We start from the raw sequence: 24,255 nt of genomic DNA on the forward strand, positions 1-24,255 counted from the left end.
CTCAATAGGGAATGCCCAGGCGACGATAGAGGCTGGCAAGCACCCAGGCGGGGCCTATCAGCAGAAATTGCAGGTCGGCGAGGAAGGAGGGGCGTTTGCCCTCGATCTTGTGGCCGACAAACTGGGCTATCCAGAGAATCACGAACGCTGCCACGGCGGGCCACAACAGCGGCCCCTGCCATTGGTGGCAGAAGGCCAGCCCGAGCGCGGTCAGCCCGGCCATCCCCGCGAACAGCGAAAACGACAGTTGCAGATAGAACAGCAGCACCGGAATGGCTGCCACTACCGCCCAGTTGAGGAGCTCTGGCAAGGGGCCGTGTGGCAGACACCAGAGCAGCGCCAGCGAGCAGAGATAGATGCCCGGTACCGCCAGCTTGTGGATGGCGACGTTGACCGGATGGCGATGACTCTGGCCATACTCCGCAAACCACTCCTGGATTCCCTTCATGACACCTCCCTGGCGCACTGTGTTCTCGCTGCCTGACCTTCGTGGTCAGGCGCTCGCGATGTTTATCCCTGCGGTGGATACTCCCAATATTGGGCCGGAATGGATTTTAGCAACGGGGTCATGTCCGGATTGGGCAGGGCGATGGTGACCCGCTGATCGAGGTTGGCGCTGGCGAGCGCTTCGCGGATCTTGGGGTTGTCATTGAAGAACTTCATAAAACTGCCATCGGCATAGGCCCGCTCCAGCCCGGTCTGAATCGCCTTGGCCAGCTTGGGGTATTCGGGGCTGACGAAGAAGAACTGGGCGAAGGGGTAACGGATCAGCAGATGCTGCTCGATAGCGAGGTTGGGATACTGCGCCACCAGCTCGCTGCGCTCGGCGAAGATCTCCACCAGGGCGCGCGGGAAGAAGTCGATCTTGTCGCCGTCGTTGATAAGGCGAAACAGGCTGCTGTATCGGCCGGAGAAGGTCGGGATGCCCGCATTTTCCAGAATTTTGTTATCGGCCCAACCGACCCCTTGCGCCGCCTTCAGCTGTTTGAGGTCGGCCAGGGTATTGATCTGGTTGAACTTCTCCTGAGCATCCGCGTGGATGAAGGACAGCCGCAATCCTTCCAGCCCGCGAAACAGCGGAATGGGGACGGCAATCAGGGAGGATTCGAGTGCGCTGGAGGTGCCCATCCAGAAGACGTTGATGGTCTTGCCCTTGCTCAGCTGCTGCTGGAGGGTGAACTGGTTGAGGTCGAGTTCGACAGGCTGGATGCGAAAGGGTTGCCCGGAGCGGGTCAGGGCCAGTTCCAGCAGCTTGTACTGGTACTCCTGGTCAAGATTGTTGACGGGACGGCTGGGGACCTTGACCGTCAGAACCTGTGCTTGTGCCAGCAGTGGCAGGCACAAACACAGCTTGATGAGCCATTTCACTCTCTGTTCTCCTGTAGATTCCGGAAGGTGTCCGGAGTCTAACAGAACTTGTCACCATCTTGCTGCGAGGCGTTGTGCAAGGTTTGAGCGCAGGGCCCTGCCTTGCTGGCGTCTGTTGCACCAGAATGGTGACGGTTCTTCGAAGAATCAGGCGACGCGACGGAACACGTGGGTATCGTTAAATTCCTTGGTGCTCTGGCATTCGACGCAGAAACGGGATTCCGGACGGGCATGCAGCCGCTTGAGGGAGATCTCGTCACCGCAAGATTCGCAGTAACCAAAATCTCCTTCGCTGATGCGCTTCAATGCGCCCCGCAGCTTGCGCAGGTGCAGCTTGTCGTGCTCGATGCGGTTCAGCTCCAGACGGCGGGCTTCCTCGATACTGGCACGGTCAATTTCATCAGCCATCTCGTTGGTGTCGGTGGCGATGGCCTGGCTGGCCTGGGAGTTCAGGCGCTCTTCGAGCTCGACGATCTGTCGCTCGATCTGCCCCTTGTAAAAGGCCAGTTGGTCTTCAGTCATGAAATCACACATACGATTAACTACCAGTCAGTTTACTAACCCAATTATCCCTGTTTATGGGGGCTGTCTGCCTACAGACCAAGCCCTTGTATCCCGATTTGCACCTGTTTCATGCAAGAGAGTGCAAATCAGGGCGGGCCTTGTACCAAAAAAATGCAGCCAAGCAAAGCAAATAGGATAAGGATTGTGCGCCCTTGCAAAAAAATGGTCCGTTTCTGCGGGGCATTGGTCGGGATCTGGCGCCTGCTTCACCCTCTGTTGGCATCGCCTTTGCAACGATGAGAAGGCTGGGCTTCGTACGGATTTGAGTGTTTAGTATTTGGTGCCGCCTTGGTCATTATATGCGCCGTTATTTATAGTTTTTTAAACACGCCCGCTTGACATTGCCCTTGATAGCGGGCTTTTATGGTGATGTTGGTTACAATTTTATAACAAGGGTGTTCCATATATTAGACACCCTTGCCAATGGCAACCGTAAAGTCGGGGTTTAACATGGACAGTATCAAAGGCTGGATGGAGAGCAATCGCATCACGGAAGTGGAGTGCCTGTTCCCGGATTTCACCGGCAACGCCCGGGGCAAGATCATCCCAGCCAACAAGTTTTTGCGTGAAGGGGGCATGCGTCTGCCCGAGGTGATTTTCACCCAGACGGTGACCGGCGAATATCCGGATGACGACAGCATGATCGACCCGCTGGAGCGGGACATGCAGCTCTATCCCGACCCCAACACCATCCGTTTTGTCCCTTGGGCGCTGGAGCCCACTGCACAGGTGATCCACGACTGTTTCGACGTCAACGGCAAGCTGATCGACATCGCGCCGCGCTCCGTGCTGCGTCGGGTTCTGTCATTTTACGAGAAGCAGGGCTGGAAGCCGGTGGTGGCGCCCGAGCTGGAATTCTATCTGGTCACCCGCAACGAAGACCCCGACTATCCGCTGGTGCCGCCGGTGGGTCGCAACGGCCGCCCGGAGACCGCCCGCCAGTCGTTCAGTATCGATGCGGTCAACGAGTTCGACCCCATCTTTGAAGACATGTATGACTACTGTGAGGCGCAGGAACTGGAAGTGGACACCCTGATCCACGAGTCGGGCGCCGCCCAGATGGAGATCAACTTCCTGCATGGTGATGCCATCGATCTGGCGGATCAGGTGTTCCTGTTCAAGCGCACCATGCGTGAAGCCGCTCACCGCCACGGCATCTATGCCACCTTCATGGCCAAGCCGATGAGTGACGAACCGGGGTCGGCCATGCACATCCACCAGAGTCTGGAAGATGTGAACGGCCACAACCTGTTCGGCACCTCGAGCGGCGGTAACAGCGAACAGTTCATGCACTTTATCGCCGGTCTGCAGAAATACACCCCGGCGGTGACCGCCCTGCTGGCCCCCAACGTCAACTCCTACCGCCGCCTCACCTTTGGCGAGAGCGCGCCACGCAACGTCCAGTGGGGTGTGGAGAACCGCACCTGCGGCCTGCGGGTGCCCTTCTCCGACCCGAGCGCACGGCGGGTGGAGAACCGCTTCGCCGGTGCCGATGCCAACCCCTATCTGGCGCTGGCCGCCACTCTGGCTTGTGGCTATCTCGGCATGATGGAGAAGCTGGAGCCGCTGCCGGAGATGAAGTCGAGCGCCTATGACCTGCCCTACAGCCTGCCCCGCTCGCTGGAGGAGGCACTCAGCCATCTCGAACAGTGCGAGCCCATCAAGGAAATGCTGGGGGAGCGCTTCACCCGCGCCTTTGTCGCGGTCAAACGCAAAGAGTACGAGACCTACTTCGGGGTGATCAGTCGCTGGGAGCGGGAGTTCCTGCTGCTGAACGTCTGATCCCCCTGTAACGGGGAGGTCGGAGTCGGCCTCCCCGATCCCTGTATCGAAGAGACCGGAACGCGAGTCAGGTGGCGGCAGCCACCTGTGAGTGGTTGTGGCCGAAAGAGCGCTGCCACCTGGACTGATTAACGACTGAATCTTGCCAAATCGAAGGCGCAGGGGAGTAACGAATGCAGCAGACACGCCGTGAGTGACTGTGGCTGCGAACGTGCCGACTCACCTGACTATTTGACGACTGAATCTTGCTAAATCGAAGGAACCGAGGAGCAACAAATGCAGCAGACAACCCGTGAGTGGCAACAACTGGATGCCAGCCACCACCTGCACCCCTTTACCGACTTTCAGGCCCTGAACAAGAAGGGTTCGCGCATCATTACCAAAGCCAGCGGCGTCTATTTAGAAGATTCCGAGGGCAAACGCATTCTCGACGGCATGGCGGGCCTGTGGTGCGTCAATATGGGCTATGGCCGCCAGGAGCTGGTGGATGCCGCTACCCGCCAGATGCAGCAGTTGCCCTACTACAACCTCTTCTTCCAGACCGCTCACCCGCCGGTGATCGAGCTGGCGACCCTGCTGGCCGAGGTGACACCCGCCCATCTCAACCACGTCTTCTTTACTGGCTCCGGCTCCGAGTGCAACGACACCGTGCTGCGGATGGTGCGCCACTACTGGGCCAGCAAGGGGCAGCCTGACAAACAGGTGATCATCAGCCGCCACAACGCCTATCACGGCTCCACCGTGGCGGGGGCGAGTCTGGGTGGCATGAAGGGGATGCATGCCCAGGGCGGCTTGCCCATTCCCGGCATAGTGCACATCGATCAGCCCTACCACTTCGGTGAGGGGCAGGGGATGAGTGCCCACGAGTTCGGGCTGGAGCGGGCCCGTCAGCTGGAGCAGAAGATTCTGGAGCTGGGGGTGGACAAGGTGGCTGCCTTTATCGGCGAGCCGATCCAGGGGGCGGGCGGCGTCATCATTCCGCCTGACAGCTACTGGCCGGAGATCCAGCGCATCTGCGATCACTACGGCATCCTGCTGATCGCCGACGAGGTGATCTGCGGCTTTGGCCGTACCGGCCACTGGTTTGCCAGCGAAGGGTTTGGCATCAAGCCGGACCTGATGTGTCTGGCCAAGGGGATCACCTCCGGTTATCTGCCGCTCGGCGCAGTGATGGTGAGCGACCGGGTTGCCAAGGGGCTGGTGGAGGAGGGGGGTGAGTTCAACCACGGCTTCACCTACTCGGGTCATCCGGTCTCTTGCGCCGTGGCGGTGGCCAACATCCAACTTATGCAGAAAGAGAGCATAGTTAAGCGAGTGCATGATACTATCGGCCCCTATTTGCAGCGCCGCTGGGCGGAGCTGGCCGATCATCCGTTGGTGGGAGAAACCCGAGGCAAAGGATTGGTCGCCGCGCTGGAAATCGTTGAGGACAAGCAGACCAACCGGCGTTTCCCGGCTCAGGAAAATGCGGGGATGACTTGCCGGGAGTTCTGCTTTAACAATGGCTTGGTGATGAGGGCGGTAGGCGATACCATGATCATATCGCCCCCCTTGGTCATCACCGAGGAACAGGTTGATGAATTGGTCGATCTGGCCAGGCGCAGTCTGGATCTGACAGCCGCAAAGCTGAAGGGTTGAGGTGGGTCGGGCAGGTTGGCATGCGCATACAATTTGCTTAGGAGACAAGGATGATGTCTTTCAAAACAGGAGTGATCGCTGCCTCTGTGGCTCTGGTCATGGCAAGTGCCGGAGCAATGGCTGAAGAGAAGGTGCTGCACGTCTACAACTGGAGCGACTACATAGCGCCGGATACCCTGGATAACTTCCAGAAGGAGACGGGGATCAAGGTGGTCTATGACGTGTTCGACAGTAACGAGGTACTGGAAGCCAAGTTGCTGGCGGGTAGTTCGGGCTACGACATCGTGGTGCCATCCAACCCCTTCCTGGCCAAGCAGATCAAGGCGGGCGTGTTCCAGAAACTGGACAAGTCCAAGCTCTCCAATTGGCAAAACATGGATGTCGACCTGCTCAAGGCGCTCGAGCCGAGCGATCCGGGCAACCAGTACTCCATCCCCTATCTGTGGGGCACCATCGGCTATGCCTACAACGCCGAGAAAGTGAAAGCCTTGCTGGGGGCCGATGCCCCGGTCAACTCCTGGGATCTGGTGTTCAAGCCGGAGAACATGGCCAAGTTGAAAGAGTGTGGCGTCTCCTTCCTCGATTCACCGACCGAAATGCTGCCGGCTGCCCTGCAATATCTGGGCTTCAAACCGGATAGCCAGAAACCGGCCGAGCTGAAGAAGGCTGAGGAGCTGTTCCTCTCCATCCGTCCCTATACCGCCTATTTCCACTCCTCCAAGTACATCTCGGATCTGGCCAACGGCAACCTCTGCGTCGCGGTCGGTTACTCCGGTGACTTGCAGCAGTCCAAGGCGCGGGCAGCCGAGGCCAAGAATGGCGTCGCGCTCACCTACACCATTCCGAAAGAGGGGGCAGGCAGCTTCTTTGACATGATCGCCATTCCGGCGGATGCCAAGAACGTCGAGGCGGCCCACACCTTCATCAACTACCTGATGAAGCCCGAGGTGATCGCCAACATCACCAACGTGGTGCAGTTCCCGAACGGCAACAAGGCGGCGACCCCGCTGGTGGATGAGGCGATCCGCACCGATCCGGGTATCTACCCCGATGCGGCGACCCTGCAGAAGATCTACACCTTCCCGGATCTGCCGGCCAAGGTGCAGCGTCTGATGACCCGCAGCTGGACCAAGATCAAGTCCGGCAAGTAAGTAACGAATGCCCCTCCCGGTCCGCAGTTCGGCCGGGAGGGTAGTGATGCCATCCATCCGGATGGGCCGCGCGAATGGATGCGCAGACGGTCAACCACTGAAACAGGAGAACTGACACCGTGAATACAACCAGATTGCTAACCATAGCGCTGACCATGGGATTGGCGAATGTGGCCCAGGCTGCCCCTGTGCTGCACTTCTACAACTGGTCTGACTATATCGGCGAGACCACCCTCAGCGATTTCCAGCAGGCGACCGGGATCAAGACCGTCTATGACGTGTTTGACTCCAACGAGACCCTGGAAGGCAAGTTGCTGACGGGGCGGACCGGTTACGATTTGGTGGTGCCCTCCAATAATTTCCTGGCCAAGCAGATCAAGGCGGGAGCCTTCCAGAAACTGGATAAATCCCTGCTGCCCAATCTGGCCAACCTGGATCCCGTGCTGCTCAAGCAGCTCGACAAGGTGGATCCGGGTCATCAGTACGCGGTGCCCTATCTGTGGGGGACCAACGGCATCGGCTACAACGTCGACAAAATCAAGGCGGTGCTGGGGGTCGACAAGATTGACTCCTGGGCCACCATCTTCGAACCGGAAAATATGGCGAAACTCTCTCGCTGTGGCGTCGCCTTTCTCGACTCTGCCGACGAGATGATCCCTGCTGCCCTCAACTACCTCGGACTCGATCCCAACAGTCATGCGACGGGGGATATCAAGCAGGCCGAGGCGCTGCTGCTCAAGGTGCGGCCCTATGTGGCCTACTTCCACTCCTCCAAATACATCGGCGATCTCGCCAATGGCGACATCTGCGTGGCGGCCGGTTTTTCCGGCGACATCCTGCAAGCCGCTGCCCGCGCCGATGAAGCTGGCAAGGGGGTGAAAATTGCCTACGGCATTCCGAAAGAGGGGGGGAATCTCTGGTTCGACATGATGGCGATCCCGTCCGATGCCACCAATGTCAAAGAGGCGCACGCTCTCATCAACTACGTCCTGCAGCCCGAAGTGATCGCCAAGGTCAGCGACTATGTGGGCTACGCGAATCCCAACTCAAGGGCGGGCGAGTTTATGGATGAGGCGGTGCGCAACAATGAGGAGGTATATCCCCCTCAAGCCGTGCTGGAGCGACTCTATGTGCAGGAAGCACATCCCCGCTCGGTACAGCGTCTAATCACCCGGAGTTGGACCAAGATCAAGTCCGGTACCTAACCTTGGTGCCCGTTCGGGGGCGCCAAATCGCTTTTATGGATCGGCCGCAAGGCCGGTATCACGTTGGGGAGTTTGGTAATGGCGATAGCCTCCAGTGCCTACAAGAAAGCCCTCGAGGGCAGTCAGCAGCGCAAAGAAGTGCTGGTGAAAATTGATCGGGTAAGCAAGCAGTTCGACGAAACGCTGGCGGTCGATAACGTATCTCTCAATATTCACAAGGGAGAGATTTTCGCCCTGCTCGGCGGGTCCGGTTCCGGCAAATCGACCCTGCTGCGGATGCTGGCCGGTTTCGAGCGCCCGACCGAGGGGCGGCTGTTCCTCGACGGGGTCGACATCACCGACATGCCCCCCTATGAACGCCCCATCAACATGATGTTCCAGTCCTACGCCCTGTTCCCCCATATGACGGTGGCCCAGAACATCGCCTTTGGCCTCAAGCAGGATGGCCTGCCCAAGGCCGAGATCGACGCCCGGGTGGAGGAGATGCTCAAGCTGGTGCAGATGACCCAGTATGCCCGTCGCAAACCGCATCAGCTCTCCGGTGGCCAGCGTCAGCGGGTGGCGTTGGCTCGTTCCCTGGCCAAGCGTCCCAAGTTGCTGCTGCTGGATGAACCCATGGGGGCGCTCGACAAGAAACTGCGATCCAAGATGCAGCTGGAGCTGGTTGAGATCATCGAGCGGGTCGGGGTTACCTGCGTCATGGTGACCCACGATCAGGAAGAGGCCATGACCATGGCGGAGCGGATCGCCATCATGCACCTCGGCTGCATCGAGCAGATCGGCAGCCCGATGGATATCTACGAGACTCCGGCCAGTCGGCTGGTGTGCGAGTTCATCGGCAACGTCAACCTGTTTGACGGCCTGCTGGTGGAGGATGAGCAGGACCACGCCACCATCGCCTGCGCCGATCTGGAGCAGCCCATCTATGTGGGCCACGGCATCAGCTCCCGCGCCGAGAACAAGAAGGTGACCTACGCCCTGCGGCCGGAAAAACTGCTGATGAGTCTGCAAAAGCCGGAGGAGATCGAGCACCCGGACTTCAACTGGACCAAGGGTGAGGTCTATGACATCGCTTATCTGGGCGGTCACTCGGTTTATCACATTCAGCTGCCCTCGGGCAAAATCGTTCAGGCTTTCATCGCCAATGCCGAACGCCACGGCAAGCGGCCAACCTGGGATGACCAGGTGTTCCTCTACTGGGAAGATGACAGCGGCGTGGTGCTGCAATCATGAAGTTCTTGCAACGACTGAAGCGGGTCGGGGGGCGCCGATTGGTGATCGGCATCCCCTTCTTCTGGCTGTTCCTCTTCTTCCTGCTGCCCTTCGTCATTGTGGTGAAGATCAGTTTTGCGGAAGCGGATGTGGCGATCCCGCCCTACACCGACGTGGTGAGCTGGGCCGACAATCAGCTCACCATCCTGCTCAATATGGGCAACTACCTGCTGCTGCAGGAGGATGAGCTCTATATCGCGGCCTATCTGGGCTCCCTCAAGATGGCCTTCGTCAGCACTTTGCTCTGCCTGCTGATTGGCTATCCGATGGCCTACTCCATCGCCCGGGCCAACAAGGAGACCCAGACCGTTTTGCTGCTGCTTATCATGATGCCGACCTGGACCGCCATTCTGATCCGGGTCTACGCGTGGATGGGGATCCTCAGCAACAACGGCCTGCTCAATAGCGTCTTGCTGGGGATCGGGGTGATCGACGAGCCGCTGCAGATCCTCAACACCAACCTGGCGGTCTATATCGGCATCGTTTACTCCTACCTGCCCTTCATGGTGCTGCCGCTCTACGCCAATCTGGTCAAACACGATCAGAGCCTGCTGGAGGCCGCTTCCGATCTGGGGGCCCGCAACCTGACCCGGTTCTGGCAGATCACGGTACCGCTCTCCAAGAACGGCATCATCGCCGGCTGCATGCTGGTGTTCATTCCGGTGGTGGGGGAGTTCGTTATTCCAGAAATGCTGGGCGGCCCGGAGACCCTGATGATCGGCAAGGTGTTGTGGCAGGAGTTCTTCAACAACCGCGACTGGCCGGTTGCCTCTGCGCTGGCGGTAGTGATGCTGGCGGTGCTGATCATTCCGATCATCCTCTTCAACCGTAACCAGGCCAAAGAGCTGGAGGGCAAGGCATGATGAAGCGTTTCGGTTTTGCCAAACTGATGCTCTGGCTGGGGCTGCTGTTTATCTACCTGCCCATGATCATCATGGTGATCTACTCCTTCAACGCCTCCAAGCTTGTGACGGTGTGGGGTGGCTGGTCGCTCAAGTGGTATTTCGGCCTGCTCGACAACAAGCAGCTGATCGGGTCTGTGTTCCGCTCGCTGGAGATCGCCTTCTACACCGCGATCGCCGCGGTGGCGCTGGGGACGGTGGCGGCCTTCGTGCTGACCCGTATTCCCCACTTCCGTGGTCGCACCCTGTTCGGTGGCATGGTGACGGCGCCGCTGGTGATGCCCGAGGTGATCACCGGTCTGTCGCTGCTGCTGCTGTTCGTTGCCATGGCCCAGCTGGTGGGCTGGCCCGCCGAGCGGGGCATGCTGACCATCTGGATCGCCCACACCACCTTCTGTACCGCCTACGTGGCGATCGTGGTGTCGGCGCGGTTGCGGGAGCTGGATCTCTCCATCGAGGAGGCGGCGATGGATCTCGGCGCCAAGCCGTGGAAGGTGTTCTTCCTGATCACTATCCCGATGATCGCCCCCTCGCTGGCGGCAGGCGGCATGATGTCGTTCGCCCTGTCGCTGGATGATCTGGTGCTGGCTAGCTTCGTCTCCGGCCCGGGCTCGACCACGTTGCCGATGGAGGTCTTCTCGGCGGTGCGGCTAGGGGTGAAACCCGAGATCAACGCGGTGGCCAGCCTGATCCTGTTGTCGGTATCGCTCTTTACCTTCGGCAGCTGGTATCTGATGGCCAAGGCGGAGAAGCGCCGTCGTGCCGAGATCGCCATGACCACCCAGATGCAGGCCGTCGTCTGACGCCATGATAAGATCCGCCTACTCTCGTCAACCTGGAGGATGAGTATGCGGATCTCCCTTTTTAGCGGTCGTGGCACCGAGCTGGTGCCCGGCCTCACCAGCGCCATTCACAAGCAACCGATCTCTGCACCAGTTCGCTGTACCTTTGCCGGTCTGGAAGGGGATGAGCAGTGTGACCTGCGCCACCACGGTGGCCCGGATCGGGCGCTCCACTACTATCCTGCCGATCACTATCTCTGGTGGCATACCTGGCAAACCGCGCTGGACTTGCCTGCGCCACGTACACCCTGGCAACCTGCCGCCTTTGGCGAGAACCTCTCCGGTATCGGGCTGACCGAGACGCAAGCCTGCATTGGCGATGTCTATCGACTCGGCGAGGCGCTGATCCAGATCAGCCAGCCGAGATCCCCCTGCTTCAAGCTCAACCAGCGCTTTGGCTATGGCCAGATGTCCCAGGTGATGCAGCTGAATGGCCGTTGTGGCTGGCTGCTACGGGTGCTGGAGGAGGGCATGATCGCGCTTGATACGGCCATGGAGCTGGTAGACAGACCCTATCCCGAACTGACGGTGAAGCGCACGGCGGATATCCTGTTCAATCAGGTGCGCAATGAAGCGGATCTGCTGCTGTTGCTGGAAAATCCGGCCCTCTCGCCCAACTGGCGCCAGCATGCAGCCGACTGGCTGGAGCATGGCACTGTGGCTGACTGGCAGCGCCGTCTGCTGGGGCCGGCATCCCTGCGCCTGGCCTGACGGCCGGTTGCCGGAATGTCACCAGCTGGCTGCAGCCCGGTAAACGGATGAAAAGAGTGCTGAATAGTTGAGCGAACGGCACTTTTTTTCCTGCCAAACGCAAAAAAGGCTTGTGTCGGGTCTGGGCTTTCGGTAAATTCCCGTCCCGCAGACATCGGTGTGTAGCGCAGCTTGGTAGCGCACTTCGTTCGGGACGAAGGGGTCGGAGGTTCGAATCCTCTCACACCGACCAAATTTGAAAAGGCCGCTCAATAGAGCGGCCTTTTTGCATTTATCCTTCCTGTTTTCCCGATTTTCTTTAGCTGCTGACCTGTTACCTGGCCAAGTGATCTGACTTGCAGTATGCAGGGGCGAAGCAAGACCACAAACATTAAAAGGGCCACCGCTCGGTGGCCCATCGGTGGAGTCTGATCCTGACTCCGGCACTCTAGATTGTGGCAATCTCGCTATGGGTCTTGTCTATGGTGCCCTCCTTGCGCGCCAGGCGCTTACTCAGATATGCCAGTGCTGATGCCGCAAAGCCTTGAAACTGTGTTGAGGCAGCAAGGCCGCGTGCTTGGGGTACTCACTAATGAAATGTTCTATTCCCTCCATCAGTTGTGCACGTAATGAAATAACGGGCTCATGCCAGGCTTGCAGGCATAGATGGCCGGGGATCAACTGCTCCTGATAATCTTCCAGCAGCTGTTCTGGCCAGGGTTCAATACCGGAATTGCGTTGCAGCAAATAGTGGGCGGCGGGTTCACGGGCATAAATGAACTGAATTTGGGCCAGATCGCGTTGGCATAGCGTTTGACTGTTGATGTGACAGGTCAAATATTTTCCCGTTTTCAGATCCAGAAAGTGGCCGCGTTGCCGACAGGGAACGATGCGATACCAAGGCAAGGGTGAGGAGAGAGAATACCCCTCAAGCTCCTGTTCCAACCAGTGGCGACACTCGGGTGTCTGCACCTCGTCGAGCATGGACTCGAGCTGTGTCAACAAGGCTCTGGATGGTTTGATGGCCAGTTTCGCACTCATCGCCTGCAATCCTCCCTCTGCACACAATCCCGACTATCAGTATGGACCTTGTTCGGCCAGAGGGGGTAAGGAATCTAATGATTAAAAGTGGATTAGCCGCGTGGTTTTTATGCACTAACTTGGTTCAACCCACCAGATAGGTACCTGTGCCGAAGGCGATGTGGGTGCCCTCTTCGTTGTGCAGCTCCATCCGGGCGACGGCCACCTTGCTGCCAGCCCGGATGATGTGGGCGGTGGCGATAAACTCGTTGCCGCGTCCTGGGCGCAGGTAATCCACCCGCAGATCTATGGTGCCGAGGCGGGCGAAGCGCTCCTTGAGATAGCTGGGGGAGAACTCCTCCAGCTCGTCGATGCAGGATGCGGCGACGATCATGCCGCCCGCCACATCCAGCAGCGTGGCGGTGACGCCGCCGTGCAGGATGTTGTGGAAGGGGTTGCCGATCAGCTTCTCGTCCATCTTGATGCGCAACTCCACCTTGTCGAAGTCGTAGTGGGTCACCTGCATGCCGATCAGCTTGTTGAAGGGCATCTTCTCGGCAAACAGGTTGGCAATGCCACTGAGCGCCATCTTCTTGAGCATCTGTTTCATTCTCTGATCCCAATCCTTGTCATCAAAGCCGAGTAAAAACTCCAGCCAGTCTGCAACAGTTCCTTAACAGTCGCAATGGCAGGTTTATTGTGGGCGGCGGCTGCTTTAGAATGGCGACCCCAAAGGAGAGCCCATGACCGCGATTGCCGAAACCCTGCCAGATCCTCAGCCAGAGAGTCCGCTTGCCCTGCTGCAGGCGGTCTTCGGCTATCAGCAGTTTCGGCCGGGTCAGCTCGAAATCATCGAGCAGATCGTCGCGGGGCGCGATGCGCTTGTGCTCAAGCCCACTGGCGGCGGCAAGTCGCTCTGCTACCAGATCCCGGCACTGCTGCGGCCCGGGCTCGGGGTGGTGGTCTCTCCCCTGATTTCGCTGATGAAGGATCAGGTCGACAGCCTGCGCGCCAACGGCGTAGCGGCGGTCTACATCAACTCGGCCCTCAGTCGGGAGGAGATGATCCAGAACTTCGCCGCCATGCGCCGCGGCGAGATCAAGCTGGTCTATGTCTCCCCCGAGCGACTGTTGCAGCACGAGTTTATGGATCGGCTGGCCGAGCTGCCGCTCGGGCTGTTTGCCATCGACGAGGCGCACTGCGTCTCCCAGTGGGGCCACGATTTCCGGCCTGAGTATGCGGCGCTGGGGCGCCTCAAGCAGTGGTTCCCGCAGGTGCCGGTGGTAGCGCTTACGGCCACCGCCGACGAGGCGACCCGCAGCGACATGCTGCACCGCCTAGAGCTGAACGATCCCTTCATCCACACCGCCAGCTTCGATCGTCCCAATATCCGCTACAGCCTGGTGGAGAAGTTCAAGGCGGCTGAGCAGCTGCTGCGCTACGTGCAGAGCCAGAAGGGCAACTGCGGCATCGTCTACTGCTCCAGCCGCAACCGGGTGGAGGAGGTGGCCGAGCGGCTATCCCGCCACGGCTGCAAGGCGGCGCCCTATCATGCGGGGCTGCCGCTCGAACAGCGCCAGCAGACCCAGGATGCCTTCCTCAAGGATGACATCGAGATTGTGGTGGCGACGGTGGCGTTCGGTATGGGCATCGACAAGCCCAATGTGCGCTTCGTGGTGCACTACGACATTCCGAAGAACATCGAATCCTACTATCAGGAGACCGGCCGCGCCGGTCGCGATGGCACCCCCGCCGAGGCGCTGCTGCTCTACGATCCCGCCGATATCGGCCGGGTGCGCCGCTTGCTCGACAACATCGAGAACCCGCAGCAGCTGCAGGTGGAGCAGTACAAGCTCAACGTGATGGCCGCGTTTGCCGAAGCGCAGACCTGCCGCCGTCAGGTGCTGCTCAACTACTTCGGCGAGTACAACGACAAGCCGTGCGGCAACTGCGATATCTGCCTCGATCCGCCCAAAAGTTATGACGGCACCGAAGATGCCCAGAAGGCGCTCTCCTGCGTCTGGCGGGTGGGGCAGAATTTCGGGGTGGGTTATGTGGTGGAGGTGCTGCGCGGTTCCCTCAACCAGCGCATCAAGGATCACGGCCATGACAAGCTGTCGACCTATGGCATAGGCAAGGATCAGAGCCACGAATACTGGATGAGCGTGATCCGCCAGCTGATCCACAAGGGGCTGCTGACTCAGAACATCACTCGCAATCTGGTGCTGCAGTTGACCGAAGCGGCCCGTCCGGTACTGCGTGGCGATGTGAAGCTGGAACTGGCTGTACCCCGCCTGCAGCCTATCTCCAGCCGCAAGGAGAAGCGCAACGGTCTGCTCGACAATGCCAACTATGACAAGCGGTTGTTCAAGGAGCTGCGCGGTCTGCGCAAGCAGATTGCCGAGGATGAAGAGGTGCCGCCCTACGTGGTGTTCAACGATGCGACCCTGGTGGAGATGGCACAGCTGATGCCGATGACCGAGGACGAGATGCTGGCCATCAACGGTGTCGGTCACCGCAAGCTGGAACGTTTTGGCGAAGCCTTTATGGACCTGATCATCGACTACTGCCGTCGTTAGGGTCGATTAGGCAGCCTAATCGACCACGGTAAGCGCGGCTCGGAAGAACCTGGGGTCAGACGCGAGGTTATTTCAGGCTGGCGTAGAAGGCCGCCAGATTGTCGATATCCGCATCGGTCAGCGGCGCCATGAAGGGGTCCATCAAGGGCTCTTTGCGAGTGCCATCCTTGAACGCTTTCAACTGTTTCACCAGATAGGCGGCATTCTGACCCGCCAGATGGGGATAGTTGGGGATCATCGCCTTGCCTTCTACGCCGTGACAGGCGGCACAGACCGCCGCCTTGGCCTTGCCTGCCTCGATATCTGCAGCCTTGGCCTGATGACCCCACGCCAGTGCCAGCAAGGGCAGGGCATATACCCATTTTTGCATCTTCTTCTCCTTGAATTGAAAAATGATGGTTGCCAGTGAGCACAAGCATGGCTGACGGCAGTATAAAGAGTGACACGAGCATACGCAGGGACGAATGGCACAACCATGAAGTTGATCAACACTTTTGCGACCGAGCTGCCTTGGGCCTGTGAACCCGTGGTCCCCCAGCCGCTGCAGCAACCCCGGTTGCTTCATCTCAACCGGACTTTGCTGGATGAGCTGGGATTGGGAGGCGTCAGCGAGGCTGACTGGATCGCCTGTTGTGGCGAGGGAAAAGTGCTGCCAGGCATGCAGCCGGTAGCGCAGGTCTATGCGGGCCATCAGTTCGGGGGTTATAGCCCGCGGCTTGGTGATGGTCGCGCACTGCTGCTGGGTGAGCAGCTGGCGCCGGATGGTCAGCGCTGGGATCTGCACCTGAAGGGAGCAGGTAAAACCCCGTTTTCCCGCTTTGGTGACGGCCGCGCCGTATTGCGCTCGAGCATTCGCGAGTATCTGGCCTCCGAGGCGCTCCATGCCCTCGACATCCCGACCACCCGGGCGCTGGTGCTGGTGGGCAGCCAAGAGCCCGTTTACCGCGAACAGGTAGAGACGGGGGCGACCGTGCTGCGCACCGCCCCGAGCCACTTGCGCTTCGGTCATATCGAGTATTTCGCCTGGAGCGGGCAGGGGGAGAAGATCCCGCTGGTTATCGATTATCTGCTGCGCCACCACTTCTCCGAGCTGGAGAGTGGTGCCGAACTGTTTGCCGAGGTAGTGCGTCGTACCGCACGGCTGATTGCCAAATGGCAGGCTGCGGGGTTCTGTCACGGGGTGATGAACACCGACAACATGTCGCTGCTCGGCCTGACGCTGGATTACGGCCCCTACGGCTTTATCGATGCCTATGTGCCGGACTTTGTCTGCAACCACTCGGATCCGGCGGGCCGCTACGCGCTGGATCAGCAGCCTGCGGTCGGTTACTGGAATCTGCAAAAACTGGCGCAGGCGCTGGCTGGCCATGTAGACGGTGATGCGCTGGCTGCAGCGTTGGCCCAGTACGAGCAGCAGCTGATGTTGCACTACTCCGAGCTGATGCGGGCCAAGCTCGGACTGGCGGTGTGGGAGGAGGATGACCCGGCTCTGTTCCGCGAGCTGTTCCGGTTGCTGGCGGCCCACAAGGTGGATTACCACCTGTTCCTTCGTCGTCTCGGTGAGGTAACGCAAGAGGGGGCGTGGCCTGCGTCTCTGCTGGCCCTGTTGTCTGAACCTGGTGTTTGGCAGGAGTGGCTGGAACGCTATCGGGCGCGGCTAATGCGCGAAGGCAGCGAGGATGCTGTGCGTAAGGCGCAGATGGATGCCATCAACCCCAAGTATGTGCTGCGCAATGCGCTGGCCCAGCAGGTGATCGACGCCGCCGACGTAGGGGATATGCAGCCGTTCGAGCGGCTGTTCGCCGCCTTGCAGCACCCCTATGATGAACAACCCGAATATGAGGATCTCGCCACCCCGACTCCGGCATGGTATTGCGGTGGTGAGCTCTCCTGCAGTAGCTGAGAGACAGGGAATGAGTTGGCAAATCAAACAGGCAGATAGCGAAGCTGGCGTGGTGACGCTGGATTGTCCGGCACTCGACTGGGACACGTTCCCGCTGTTGGCGCAGACCTTGCTGCGAGAGTGGGAGCTGCAGCCGCTCGAGCAGGATACGGGTGCCGACCGCCATAGCTGGTTGCTGGAGTTTGAGGGAGCCAGTTTCGGCTGGAGTACGAACACTACAGCGGCTGCTGGCTGGAGGCGGTGCGCCCGGCGGATCGGGAGGCGCTGCTCTGGCTCGCCAGACAGCACAAGGTGTGACTATCGCCTGCAAGGCCTGCTCTGCCGCTGGCCAACCTGGACAAGCGTAATCGCATAAAGATTGAACTATCGGTTTGGGGGCGTATAATCTCGCCCCTCGATTATCGCCAATGGTGGCGATATGGGTTCCCTAACCCCATTAACCAAAAAGGTCACAAGATGAATCTGACCCCTGCGCAGTACCAAACGGCGCTCGTTCGCCTGTCGTTGTTCCACATCCTGATCATTGCCAGCAGCAACTATCTGGTGCAGCTGCCGATCACCGTGTTTGGCTTCCATACCACCTGGGGTGCGTTCAGCTTCCCGTTTATCTTCCTGGCCACTGACCTGACGGTGCGGATCTTCGGTGCCGGTCTGGCACGCAAGATTATCCAGACCGTGATGCTGCCAGCGCTGGCGGTCTCCTATGCGCTCTCCGTGCTCTTCTTCGAAGGGAGCTTTCAGGGCGTTGGTCATCTGGCTGAATTCAACCTGTTCGTGGCTCGTATCGCGCTGGCCAGCTTTATGGCCTATCTGGTAGGGCAGTTCATGGATGTGGTGGTGTTCAACCGCCTGCGTCTGCTCAAGCAGTGGTGGATTGCGCCAGCGGCCTCCACCCTGTTCGGTAATCTGGTTGATACCATCGCTTTCTTCAGTGTGGCCTTCTGGCGCACCACAGATCCTTTCATGGCAGAGCACTGGGTCGAGATCGCAACCGTCGATTACGTATTCAAGTTGCTGATAAGCCTTGGTTTGTTCGTGCCGCTCTACGGTGTCTTGCTGCGCTACCTCAGCCGCAAGCTGGTGGGCGAGGCCGGATTATCCAGCCTGCAAGCGGCCACCCGGCAAGCCTGACCAGATTGACCACCCTTCGCGGTGGTCAATTTTTTTGCACTTTCTGCAAATAGCGCTTGCCTAGTTAAATGAGAATGATTATTGTTAACTTGTTTTCCGGGAAAGACTTCATTCGTTCCAACGTGATGGACTTCTTGTGAAGGCACGACATTGCTCACATTGCTTCCAGTTAAGGGCCAGTTTATCTGGCCCTCTTTTTTTGTCATTTTTCAGCAAGTTGCAGGCATAAAAAACGGGAGCCAAGGCTCCCGTCGTCACGCTGTCTATGGCTTACTCGATATCGAGTGCCTCGGGGGAGAGGATCACCCCTGTGGTATCGGCGTAGAGGTGGTCATCAGGCAGGAAGGTCACCCCACCGAAGTTGACCGGCAGATCGGTCTCCCCTACATCCTTGCTGTCGGCACCGACCGGAATGGCTGCCAGTGCCTGAATGCCGATATCCAGATCTTCCAGAATATCGACTTCGCGGACGCAGCCGTAGCAGACAATCCCTTCCCAATCATTCTCGGCCGCCGTGGTGGCGATGTCGCTGTCGATCAGAGCGCGGCGCATGGAGCCACCGCCATCGATCAGCAAGACGCGTCCCAGTCCGTTCTCTTTGACGAGTTCACGGATAAGACCATTCGATTCGAAGCATTTGACGGTGGTGATGACGCCGCCGAAAGAGGCGCGGCCGCCGAAGGAGCAGAGCATGGGTTCAAGCACATCCACCATGTCCTGATAGATGTCGCACAGTTCAGAAGTATTGTATTCCATAGTGTCAAATCCACGGCTGGAAACAGGTGCAACCAGTATAAGGAGTGGGTGTGGCATTTCAATGAATATTCCTTGCACAGATCACCTGTCGCCGCTTTTCTGCATAAGCTCAATGCAGTTCACTGCCAGTTTGCGAGAGGTCCATCGTGCTTATCCGTCATAAGTTGATCCTGAATACCGTGCTGGTTGCCGTTGCCATGCTGGTACTGAGCGGCCTGTTTATCTACTCCAGCCAGGTGCACCGTCATCTGACCGAAGCCCAGCGTAATATCGACCAGCTGGAGATCGCCATGCTCAACCTGCGGCGGGCCGAGAAGGATTTTCTGATCCGCAAGGATATGACCTTCGTCGAGCGCTTCAATCAGGGGCTGTCAGACTTTCACCAGCACAATCGGGAGCTGGTGACCGATGACAATCTGGCGGCTGTCGAGGGGGAGCTGACCAGACTGGATCAGCAGATCAGCGGTTATGGCAAAGCCTTCAACGATCTGGTGGCCCAGCAGCAGAAGATTGGTCTGGGGCCGGAGGAGGGGCTCTATGGCAAGCTGCGGGCGGCGGTGCATGAGGTGGAGAATGGGCTCAAGCAGCTGGATCAGCAGGGGCTGCTCATCACCATGCTGCAACTGAGGCGGGCGGAGAAAGATTTCATGCTGCGTTCCGATATCCAGTATCTGGAGCGTTTTGAAACCTTGCACAAGAGTTTTCAGGATAGCCTTGCCACTTTGCCGGAGGCGGATCGCGGCAAGCTGGAGCAGGCCAGCAAGCAGTACCGGCAGGACTTTGTGGCGCTGGTGCAGGGGATGCAGGTACTGGGGCTGAAAGAGGATGAGGGGCTGCGCAACCAGATGCGGGATCTGGTGCATCAGACCGAACAGGGGTTTGCCGCCGTCGATCAGCACATTGTCGCTGAGCTGGAGCGGCAGAGCGCTCGCCTCAACAGCCTGATGCTGGTCTGTGGTGGGGTGATTGTGGTGCTGATCGGCATCATGAGCGTGTTGCTGGGGCGCAGCATCGACCGTCCCATTACTCAGGTGAATGACACCGTCAACCGCATTCGTCAGGATAATGACCTGCGCCTGAAGATAGAGCTGCGCGGTGCCGATGAAATGGCCCAGCTGGCAGGCAATCTCGACGTGATGCTGGGCGGGTTTCGCAACCTGATTGGCGATGTGAAGCAGAGCGTGCACACCCTGACCGAAGCGGCGGATCACCTCTCGGCCAACGTCAAGCGCACCAGTGAAGGGGCGGCGCGCCAGCTGCAGGAGACTGATATGGTGGCGACCGCTTCCACCGAGATGGGCTCCACCATCGAAGAGATCGCCCGCAACACCGAGCAGGCGGCCAACAATGCGCAGGCAACCAACAACAAGGCGATGGAGGGGCGGGCTGCGGTCGAGAATACTGTCGAGCAGATCCGCTCGCTGGCGGGCAATCTGGAGAGCTCATCTCGCGAGGTGAGCCAGCTGCAAAAAGAGAGTGAGACCATCGGCTCCGTGCTTGACGTGATCCGCGGCATTGCCGAGCAGACCAACCTGCTGGCCCTCAACGCGGCTATAGAAGCAGCCAGGGCAGGGGATCAGGGGCGCGGCTTTGCGGTGGTGGCCGATGAGGTGCGTAATCTGGCCATCCGTACCCAGAAATCGACCCAGGAGATTGCCGGCATCATCAGCTCGCTGCAGAAACAGACCGGCAGCATCGTCGAGGTGATGGCAACCTGCCGCGAGCAGGGCAACCGCAGCTCGGATCAGGCCAGTACTGCAGGGGAGTTGCTGGGGCAGATCACTCAGGATGTTACCCACATCATGGACATGAGCACCCAGATTGCCGCCGCCATCGAACAGCAGAGTCTGGTGGCCAACGAGGTGAACCGCAACGTCAACAACATCCGCGACATCGCCCAGGAGTCGAGCATCATGGCGGAGGAAAATGCGAGATCCAGCGAGGGCCTCAACGAGCAGGCCCAGCTGCTCAACAAGGCAGTGGCAAAATATCGGGTTTAGTGAGCAGACTGGCATCCTTGTGAGGTTTTTGCACCAGAGTGGCAATGATTTGATCGTAATGGCTGTTATTGGGGTAATTCGCTCATATAATCGCCGCCACTATGATGATTCGGAAGGATTCGATGGCAAAGTTGCTGGTGGCCGTATTCGGGCTGCTCTGTTCCTGTCTGGTGTTGGCAGGTTCGGCGCCCCAGGCTACCCCACTCAAGCCCGGTATGGAGCCGCTACTCAGCTGGTTCAACGGGGCATTTACGAGCCGGGAGCAGGCCAGTTACGACAGCCGCTTTACCAGTGCCGAGCTGCGCCTGATGGAGATCTGGCCCGGCTATCAGGGCTATCGCTGGGTCTATGCCGAGCAGTACCTGAGCATGCGCTCCGTCCGTCCTTTCCGCCAGCGCATCTATCGCTTCTCCCCCGCCCCTGACGGGCGGATCCTGATGGCAGAGCTGACCATGCCCCGAGCCACCGATTTTGCCGGTGCCTGGCATGATCCCGCCCTGCTCGACAGTCTGACCCCACAGCAGCTCTCCTTGCGCCACGGTTGCGAGATCTGGCTGACCCGTACCCCCTCCGGCGAATATGCCGGTCATACCCGGGTGGGCCACTGCTCTACCGATTTTGGTGGTGCCACGACGCTGGTGCAGCATATCTGGATTGGCCCCGACAGCGTCAGACTGCTGGATCGCGCCTATGACAACGCAGGGAGTCCGCGCTGGGGTAGCCCGGGTGAGGGGTATGTCTATTTGCGTCGTTCCAAAGGGTTTGGCCAGTAGGGGAGAGTGCGTCTGGCTGCGGGAACATGAAGGATGAAAAACAGGGATCGTAAAAAAGGCGCCCATTGGGCGCCTTTTTCAGAATTCTTCAGAAGTAAAATTACTTCTTGGTGGTCATCGCACCGAAACGCTTGTTGAACTTGTCTACGCGGCCGCCGCTAGAAACTTCTTTCTGCTTGCCGGTGTAGAACGGGTGGCACTCGGAGCACACGTCCAGGTTCAGATCTTTACCGATGGTAGAGAAAGTGTTGATGACGTTACCGCAAGAGCACTTGGCGGTGATGGCTACGTAGTCAGGATGGATACCAGCTTTCATGGACAACCTCAATTAATAGGCCGTGTCGCCATCCGATCTCTTGTCGGACACCACACGATTGTTGAACACAGTTTCAAAGGCTGCGAATAATATAGGAAATGCCTGAGATCAGGCAAGTGGCTTCGCAGAAAAAATAGGCAACCCCTGGTGAATTCTTCCCAAACGCTGGATCTGGTTCGTGTCGCTGTCCCGGTACCGTTACGCCGTCACTTCGACTATCTCTCTCCCCTGCCGTTACCTGCCCCCGGTTGCCGGGTCGAGATCCCTTTCGGTCCCCAAACCCTGGTCGGGCTGGTGGTGGATCATCCGGCCGACAGCCAAGTGCCCCGCAACAAGCTCAAGCCCATCAAACGGGTATTGGACACGGCTCCGGTGCTGGGGCCGGATATTCTGGCGCTGATGAACTGGAGCGCCAGCTACTACCAGCATCCGCTGGGGGAAGTGCTGCCCCACGCCCTGCCGGTGTTGGTGCGCAAGGGGGAGCCTGCCGCTTATCGCGAACTGGAGTTCTGGTTTGCCACCGAGGCTGGCATGGCCATCGACCTTAACGAGCTCAAGCGGGCGGCCAAGCAGCAGCAGGCGCTCGCCTTGCTGCGCAAGGGGCCGCAGACCCCCTCCGCCCTCAAGCAGGAGGAGATCCAGAGCGCAGCTCTCACCGCGCTGGAGAAGAAGGGGCTGCTGGAGAAGCGCTCGCTGGAGCCGAGCCACGATGGCGACTGGGCTGCCCGCTTTGAACCGGGGGAGGGGCTGCGCCTCAACGGCGAGCAGGCACTGGCCGTCTCCGCCGTTACCAGCCAGAGCGACAAGTTCGGCGCCTTTCTGCTGGATGGCATCACTGGCTCCGGCAAAACCGAGGTGTATTTAAGCATCCTCGAGCCCTTGCTCAAGGCGGGCAAACAGGCGCTGGTGATGGTGCCGGAGATCGGCCTCACCCCGCAGACCATCAACCGCTTCCGGCGCCGCTTCAACGTGCCGGTGGTAGCGATGAACTCCGCCATGAACGACAGGGAGCGGCTCGACGCCTGGCTCGCCTGTCGCGACGGCGGCGCCGCCATCCTGATCGGTACCCGCTCCGCGGTGTTCACCCCGTTTCACAACCTCGGCATCATCATCATCGACGAGGAGCACGACGGCTCCTTCAAGCAGCAGGACGGTTTTCGCTACCACGCGCGGGATCTGGCGGTGATGCGGGCTCATCGTGCCGGTATCCCCATCCTGCTTGGCTCGGCCACCCCGTCCCTGGAGACGCTGCACAACGCCCGCACCGGCAAGTATCACCATCTCACCCTGACTCGCCGTGCCGGTAACGCCCAGACCGCCCGTCAGGTGATCCTGGATATCAAGAACGTGCGGTTGCAGGCCGGGCTCTCCCCCCAGCTGGAGCAGCTGATGGCGGAGCATCTGGCGGCGGGCAATCAGGTGATGCTGTTTCTCAACCGCCGTGGCTATGCCCCGGCTCTTATCTGCCACCAGTGTGGCTGGAGCGCCGCCTGTGAGCGCTGTGATGCCTGGTACACCTGGCATCAGGCCGGACGACGGCTGCACTGCCACCACTGTGACAGCGTGCGCCCGTTGCCTCACCACTGCCCCGAATGTGGCAGCAACGAACTGATCGGATCGGGAGTGGGCACCGAGCAGTTGGAGCAGCTGCTCACGACGGTGTTCCCGCAATATCCGGTGGTGCGCATCGATCGGGACAACACCCGCCGCAAGGGGGAGCTGGAGACCCATCTCGGCGACATCAAGGCGGGCAAGTACAAGATCCTGATCGGCACCCAGATGCTGGCCAAGGGCCACCACTTCCCGGATGTGACGCTAGTGGGCCTGCTGGATGTGGATGGTGCCCTGTTCAGCGCCGATTTTCGCGCTGCTGAGAAACTGGCCCAGCTCTACACCCAGGTGGCGGGCCGTGCCGGTCGCGCCAGCAAACCCGGGTTGGTGGTGCTGCAGAGCCACCATCCGGAGCACGCCTTGCTGCAGGATCTGACCCAGAACGGTTACGGCCACTTCGCCGATACGGCGCTGAAAGAGCGCCGCCTGCTGGGGCTGCCGCCCTTCAGCTATCAGGGGCTGTTTCGGGCCGAGGCCAACGGTCGTGACGAGGTGCAGCTGTTCCTCGCCCGTCTCGCCGATACCTTGCGTAGTGCCCGCTATCCCCATGTTCAGGTGCTGGGGCCCATCAGCGGTTTTATGGAGCGCAAGGCGGGCAAGTTTCGCATGCAGTTGCTGGTGCAGGGGCCGAACCGGGCACCGCTGGCACAACTGCTGGACTGGGCGGTAAAGGAGCTGGAAGGCTGGCCTGAGACCAAAAGGGTGCGCTGGAGTCTGGATATCGACCCCACCGAGCTGAGTTGATGGTGCCG

Annotated in this window: 22 protein-coding genes, 1 tRNA gene and 1 pseudogene; 16 read left to right on the top strand and 8 right to left on the bottom strand. The window is 59.5% G+C overall.

The features are described 5' to 3' along the window. Window position 1 precedes the first annotated feature (1 nt). From ACTG27_RS17540 to ACTG27_RS17550, 3 genes are all read right to left on the bottom strand, one after another. A complete protein-coding gene (locus ACTG27_RS17540) occupies window positions 2-448 on the bottom strand; it encodes an Mpo1 family 2-hydroxy fatty acid dioxygenase (RefSeq protein WP_439980070.1) in 447 nt (148 codons plus the stop codon). A gap of 62 nt (window positions 449-510) precedes the next feature. Next, window positions 511-1,368, bottom strand: coding sequence for a hypothetical protein (locus ACTG27_RS17545; protein ID WP_042081792.1), 858 nt, complete (start codon window positions 1,366-1,368; stop codon window positions 511-513). Between the two features lie 147 nt (window positions 1,369-1,515). Further along, entirely contained in the window at window positions 1,516-1,902 is a 387-nt protein-coding gene (locus ACTG27_RS17550; protein WP_005356952.1) for a TraR/DksA family transcriptional regulator, read from the bottom strand. 480 nt (window positions 1,903-2,382) lie between these two features. On the opposite strand from ACTG27_RS17550, the gene ACTG27_RS17555 reads away from it, so the two are divergent. The 9 genes from ACTG27_RS17555 to ACTG27_RS17595 all read left to right on the top strand — a co-directional run bounded on the left by ACTG27_RS17555 (window position 2,383) and on the right by ACTG27_RS17595 (window position 11,667). Continuing rightward, a complete protein-coding gene (locus ACTG27_RS17555; RefSeq protein ID WP_021230755.1) occupies window positions 2,383-3,714 on the top strand; it encodes a glutamine synthetase family protein in 1,332 nt (443 codons plus the stop codon). Window positions 3,715-3,990: 276 nt separating this feature from the next. Beyond that, window positions 3,991-5,352, top strand: a complete 1,362-nt coding sequence (locus ACTG27_RS17560) for an aspartate aminotransferase family protein (RefSeq protein ID WP_123172148.1) — start codon at window positions 3,991-3,993, stop codon at window positions 5,350-5,352. 53 nt (window positions 5,353-5,405) lie between these two features. After that, entirely contained in the window at window positions 5,406-6,503 is a 1,098-nt protein-coding gene (locus ACTG27_RS17565) for an extracellular solute-binding protein (protein WP_270817989.1), read from the top strand. Between the two features lie 119 nt (window positions 6,504-6,622). Further along, window positions 6,623-7,708 carry a polyamine ABC transporter substrate-binding protein gene (locus ACTG27_RS17570; protein WP_127007294.1) on the top strand — a complete coding sequence of 362 codons (1,086 nt, stop codon included), beginning with the start codon at window positions 6,623-6,625 and terminating at the stop codon, window positions 7,706-7,708. A 78-nt stretch (window positions 7,709-7,786) separates the two neighbouring features. Beyond that, window positions 7,787-8,941: a polyamine ABC transporter ATP-binding protein gene (gene potA / locus ACTG27_RS17575; protein WP_005340704.1), complete on the top strand. Its 1,155-nt coding sequence runs from the start codon at window positions 7,787-7,789 to the stop codon at window positions 8,939-8,941. Beyond that, window positions 8,938-9,843 (top strand): ABC transporter permease subunit, encoded by a 906-nt coding sequence (locus tag ACTG27_RS17580; protein WP_005340703.1) that lies wholly within the window; start codon window positions 8,938-8,940, stop codon window positions 9,841-9,843. Before potA ends, ACTG27_RS17580 begins: the two co-directional genes overlap by 4 nt. Continuing rightward, window positions 9,840-10,685 carry an ABC transporter permease subunit gene (locus ACTG27_RS17585; RefSeq protein WP_372587403.1) on the top strand — a complete coding sequence of 282 codons (846 nt, stop codon included), beginning with the start codon at window positions 9,840-9,842 and terminating at the stop codon, window positions 10,683-10,685. Before ACTG27_RS17580 ends, ACTG27_RS17585 begins: the two co-directional genes overlap by 4 nt. Before the next feature lie 45 nt (window positions 10,686-10,730). Then, window positions 10,731-11,435, top strand: a complete 705-nt coding sequence (locus ACTG27_RS17590; protein WP_439980072.1) for an MOSC domain-containing protein — start codon at window positions 10,731-10,733, stop codon at window positions 11,433-11,435. 155 nt (window positions 11,436-11,590) lie between these two features. Beyond that, window positions 11,591-11,667: transfer RNA gene (locus ACTG27_RS17595), tRNA-Pro, on the top strand. A gap of 260 nt (window positions 11,668-11,927) precedes the next feature. On the opposite strand, the gene ACTG27_RS17600 is transcribed toward ACTG27_RS17595, so the two are convergent. Then, entirely contained in the window at window positions 11,928-12,455 is a 528-nt protein-coding gene (locus ACTG27_RS17600) for an AbiTii domain-containing protein (RefSeq protein ID WP_005356927.1), read from the bottom strand. Window positions 12,456-12,579: 124 nt separating this feature from the next. After that, window positions 12,580-13,044, bottom strand: coding sequence for a thioesterase family protein (locus ACTG27_RS17605; protein WP_005355465.1), 465 nt, complete (start codon window positions 13,042-13,044; stop codon window positions 12,580-12,582). Between the two features lie 133 nt (window positions 13,045-13,177). On the opposite strand from ACTG27_RS17605, the gene recQ reads away from it, so the two are divergent. Then, entirely contained in the window at window positions 13,178-15,013 is a 1,836-nt protein-coding gene (recQ, locus tag ACTG27_RS17610; protein ID WP_005355462.1) for an ATP-dependent DNA helicase RecQ, read from the top strand. 67 nt (window positions 15,014-15,080) lie between these two features. Here the strand turns inward: recQ and ACTG27_RS17615 are convergent, their stop codons facing one another. Further along, complete coding sequence (locus tag ACTG27_RS17615) at window positions 15,081-15,383, bottom strand: c-type cytochrome (RefSeq protein ID WP_005340687.1); 303 nt, start codon at window positions 15,381-15,383, stop codon at window positions 15,081-15,083. A gap of 105 nt (window positions 15,384-15,488) precedes the next feature. On the opposite strand from ACTG27_RS17615, the gene ACTG27_RS17620 reads away from it, so the two are divergent. From ACTG27_RS17620 to ACTG27_RS17630, 3 genes and pseudogenes are all read left to right on the top strand, one after another. Beyond that, window positions 15,489-16,916 (top strand): protein adenylyltransferase SelO, encoded by a 1,428-nt coding sequence (locus ACTG27_RS17620; protein ID WP_439980073.1) that lies wholly within the window; start codon window positions 15,489-15,491, stop codon window positions 16,914-16,916. Window positions 16,917-16,926: 10 nt separating this feature from the next. After that, a pseudogene (locus ACTG27_RS17625) lies at window positions 16,927-17,213 on the top strand (DUF3630 family protein). Window positions 17,214-17,372: 159 nt separating this feature from the next. Beyond that, a complete protein-coding gene (locus ACTG27_RS17630) occupies window positions 17,373-18,047 on the top strand; it encodes a 7-cyano-7-deazaguanine/7-aminomethyl-7-deazaguanine transporter (protein WP_127007303.1) in 675 nt (224 codons plus the stop codon). A gap of 270 nt (window positions 18,048-18,317) precedes the next feature. Here ACTG27_RS17630 and rraA read toward each other — a convergent pair whose 3' ends face one another. Further along, on the bottom strand, window positions 18,318-18,803 hold the full coding sequence (gene rraA, locus ACTG27_RS17635; protein ID WP_005340678.1) for a ribonuclease E activity regulator RraA: 486 nt from the start codon (window positions 18,801-18,803) through the stop codon (window positions 18,318-18,320). A 146-nt stretch (window positions 18,804-18,949) separates the two neighbouring features. Here rraA and ACTG27_RS17640 point away from each other — a divergent pair, with 146 nt between their 5' ends. Further along, the gene (locus ACTG27_RS17640; protein WP_439980075.1) at window positions 18,950-20,803 is read left to right on the top strand and encodes a methyl-accepting chemotaxis protein; all 1,854 of its coding nucleotides are present in this window, start codon (window positions 18,950-18,952) and stop codon (window positions 20,801-20,803) included. Window positions 20,804-20,925: 122 nt separating this feature from the next. After that, a complete protein-coding gene (locus ACTG27_RS17645; protein WP_021230765.1) occupies window positions 20,926-21,576 on the top strand; it encodes a chromophore lyase CpcT/CpeT in 651 nt (216 codons plus the stop codon). A 100-nt stretch (window positions 21,577-21,676) separates the two neighbouring features. Here the strand turns inward: ACTG27_RS17645 and rpmE are convergent, their stop codons facing one another. Then, complete coding sequence (gene rpmE / locus ACTG27_RS17650) at window positions 21,677-21,892, bottom strand: 50S ribosomal protein L31 (RefSeq protein ID WP_005340673.1); 216 nt, start codon at window positions 21,890-21,892, stop codon at window positions 21,677-21,679. Window positions 21,893-22,039: 147 nt separating this feature from the next. Between rpmE and priA the strand changes: the two genes are divergently transcribed. Next, on the top strand, window positions 22,040-24,247 hold the full coding sequence (gene priA / locus ACTG27_RS17655; protein ID WP_181269756.1) for a primosomal protein N': 2,208 nt from the start codon (window positions 22,040-22,042) through the stop codon (window positions 24,245-24,247). Window positions 24,248-24,255: the final 8 nt, after the last annotated feature.

Origin of the sequence: Aeromonas sp. 97A (assembly GCF_051919185.1) — a bacterium.
In the GTDB taxonomy this organism is placed as follows: domain Bacteria; phylum Pseudomonadota; class Gammaproteobacteria; order Enterobacterales; family Aeromonadaceae; genus Aeromonas; species Aeromonas veronii.

What these genes read in the sequence shown, in the direction of transcription:
- ACTG27_RS17645 (WP_021230765.1), top strand. Translation starts at nt 20,926, where the DNA reads ATGGCAAAGTTGCTGGTGGCCGTATTCGGGCTGCTCTGTTCCTGTCTG.
- ACTG27_RS17540 (WP_439980070.1), bottom strand. Translation starts at nt 448, where the DNA reads ATGAAGGGAATCCAGGAGTGGTTTGCGGAGTATGGCCAGAGTCATCGC.
- ACTG27_RS17620 (WP_439980073.1), top strand. Translation starts at nt 15,489, where the DNA reads ATGAAGTTGATCAACACTTTTGCGACCGAGCTGCCTTGGGCCTGTGAA.
- ACTG27_RS17560 (WP_123172148.1), top strand. Translation starts at nt 3,991, where the DNA reads ATGCAGCAGACAACCCGTGAGTGGCAACAACTGGATGCCAGCCACCAC.
- ACTG27_RS17590 (WP_439980072.1), top strand. Translation starts at nt 10,731, where the DNA reads ATGCGGATCTCCCTTTTTAGCGGTCGTGGCACCGAGCTGGTGCCCGGC.
- ACTG27_RS17585 (WP_372587403.1), top strand. Translation starts at nt 9,840, where the DNA reads ATGATGAAGCGTTTCGGTTTTGCCAAACTGATGCTCTGGCTGGGGCTG.
- ACTG27_RS17615 (WP_005340687.1), bottom strand. Translation starts at nt 15,383, where the DNA reads ATGCAAAAATGGGTATATGCCCTGCCCTTGCTGGCACTGGCGTGGGGT.
- ACTG27_RS17555 (WP_021230755.1), top strand. Translation starts at nt 2,383, where the DNA reads ATGGACAGTATCAAAGGCTGGATGGAGAGCAATCGCATCACGGAAGTG.
- recQ (WP_005355462.1), top strand. Translation starts at nt 13,178, where the DNA reads ATGACCGCGATTGCCGAAACCCTGCCAGATCCTCAGCCAGAGAGTCCG.
- ACTG27_RS17580 (WP_005340703.1), top strand. Translation starts at nt 8,938, where the DNA reads ATGAAGTTCTTGCAACGACTGAAGCGGGTCGGGGGGCGCCGATTGGTG.
- ACTG27_RS17550 (WP_005356952.1), bottom strand. Translation starts at nt 1,902, where the DNA reads ATGTGTGATTTCATGACTGAAGACCAACTGGCCTTTTACAAGGGGCAG.
- rpmE (WP_005340673.1), bottom strand. Translation starts at nt 21,892, where the DNA reads ATGAAAGCTGGTATCCATCCTGACTACGTAGCCATCACCGCCAAGTGC.
- rraA (WP_005340678.1), bottom strand. Translation starts at nt 18,803, where the DNA reads ATGGAATACAATACTTCTGAACTGTGCGACATCTATCAGGACATGGTG.
- ACTG27_RS17605 (WP_005355465.1), bottom strand. Translation starts at nt 13,044, where the DNA reads ATGAAACAGATGCTCAAGAAGATGGCGCTCAGTGGCATTGCCAACCTG.
- ACTG27_RS17630 (WP_127007303.1), top strand. Translation starts at nt 17,373, where the DNA reads ATGAATCTGACCCCTGCGCAGTACCAAACGGCGCTCGTTCGCCTGTCG.
- potA (WP_005340704.1), top strand. Translation starts at nt 7,787, where the DNA reads ATGGCGATAGCCTCCAGTGCCTACAAGAAAGCCCTCGAGGGCAGTCAG.
- ACTG27_RS17565 (WP_270817989.1), top strand. Translation starts at nt 5,406, where the DNA reads ATGTCTTTCAAAACAGGAGTGATCGCTGCCTCTGTGGCTCTGGTCATG.
- ACTG27_RS17600 (WP_005356927.1), bottom strand. Translation starts at nt 12,455, where the DNA reads ATGAGTGCGAAACTGGCCATCAAACCATCCAGAGCCTTGTTGACACAG.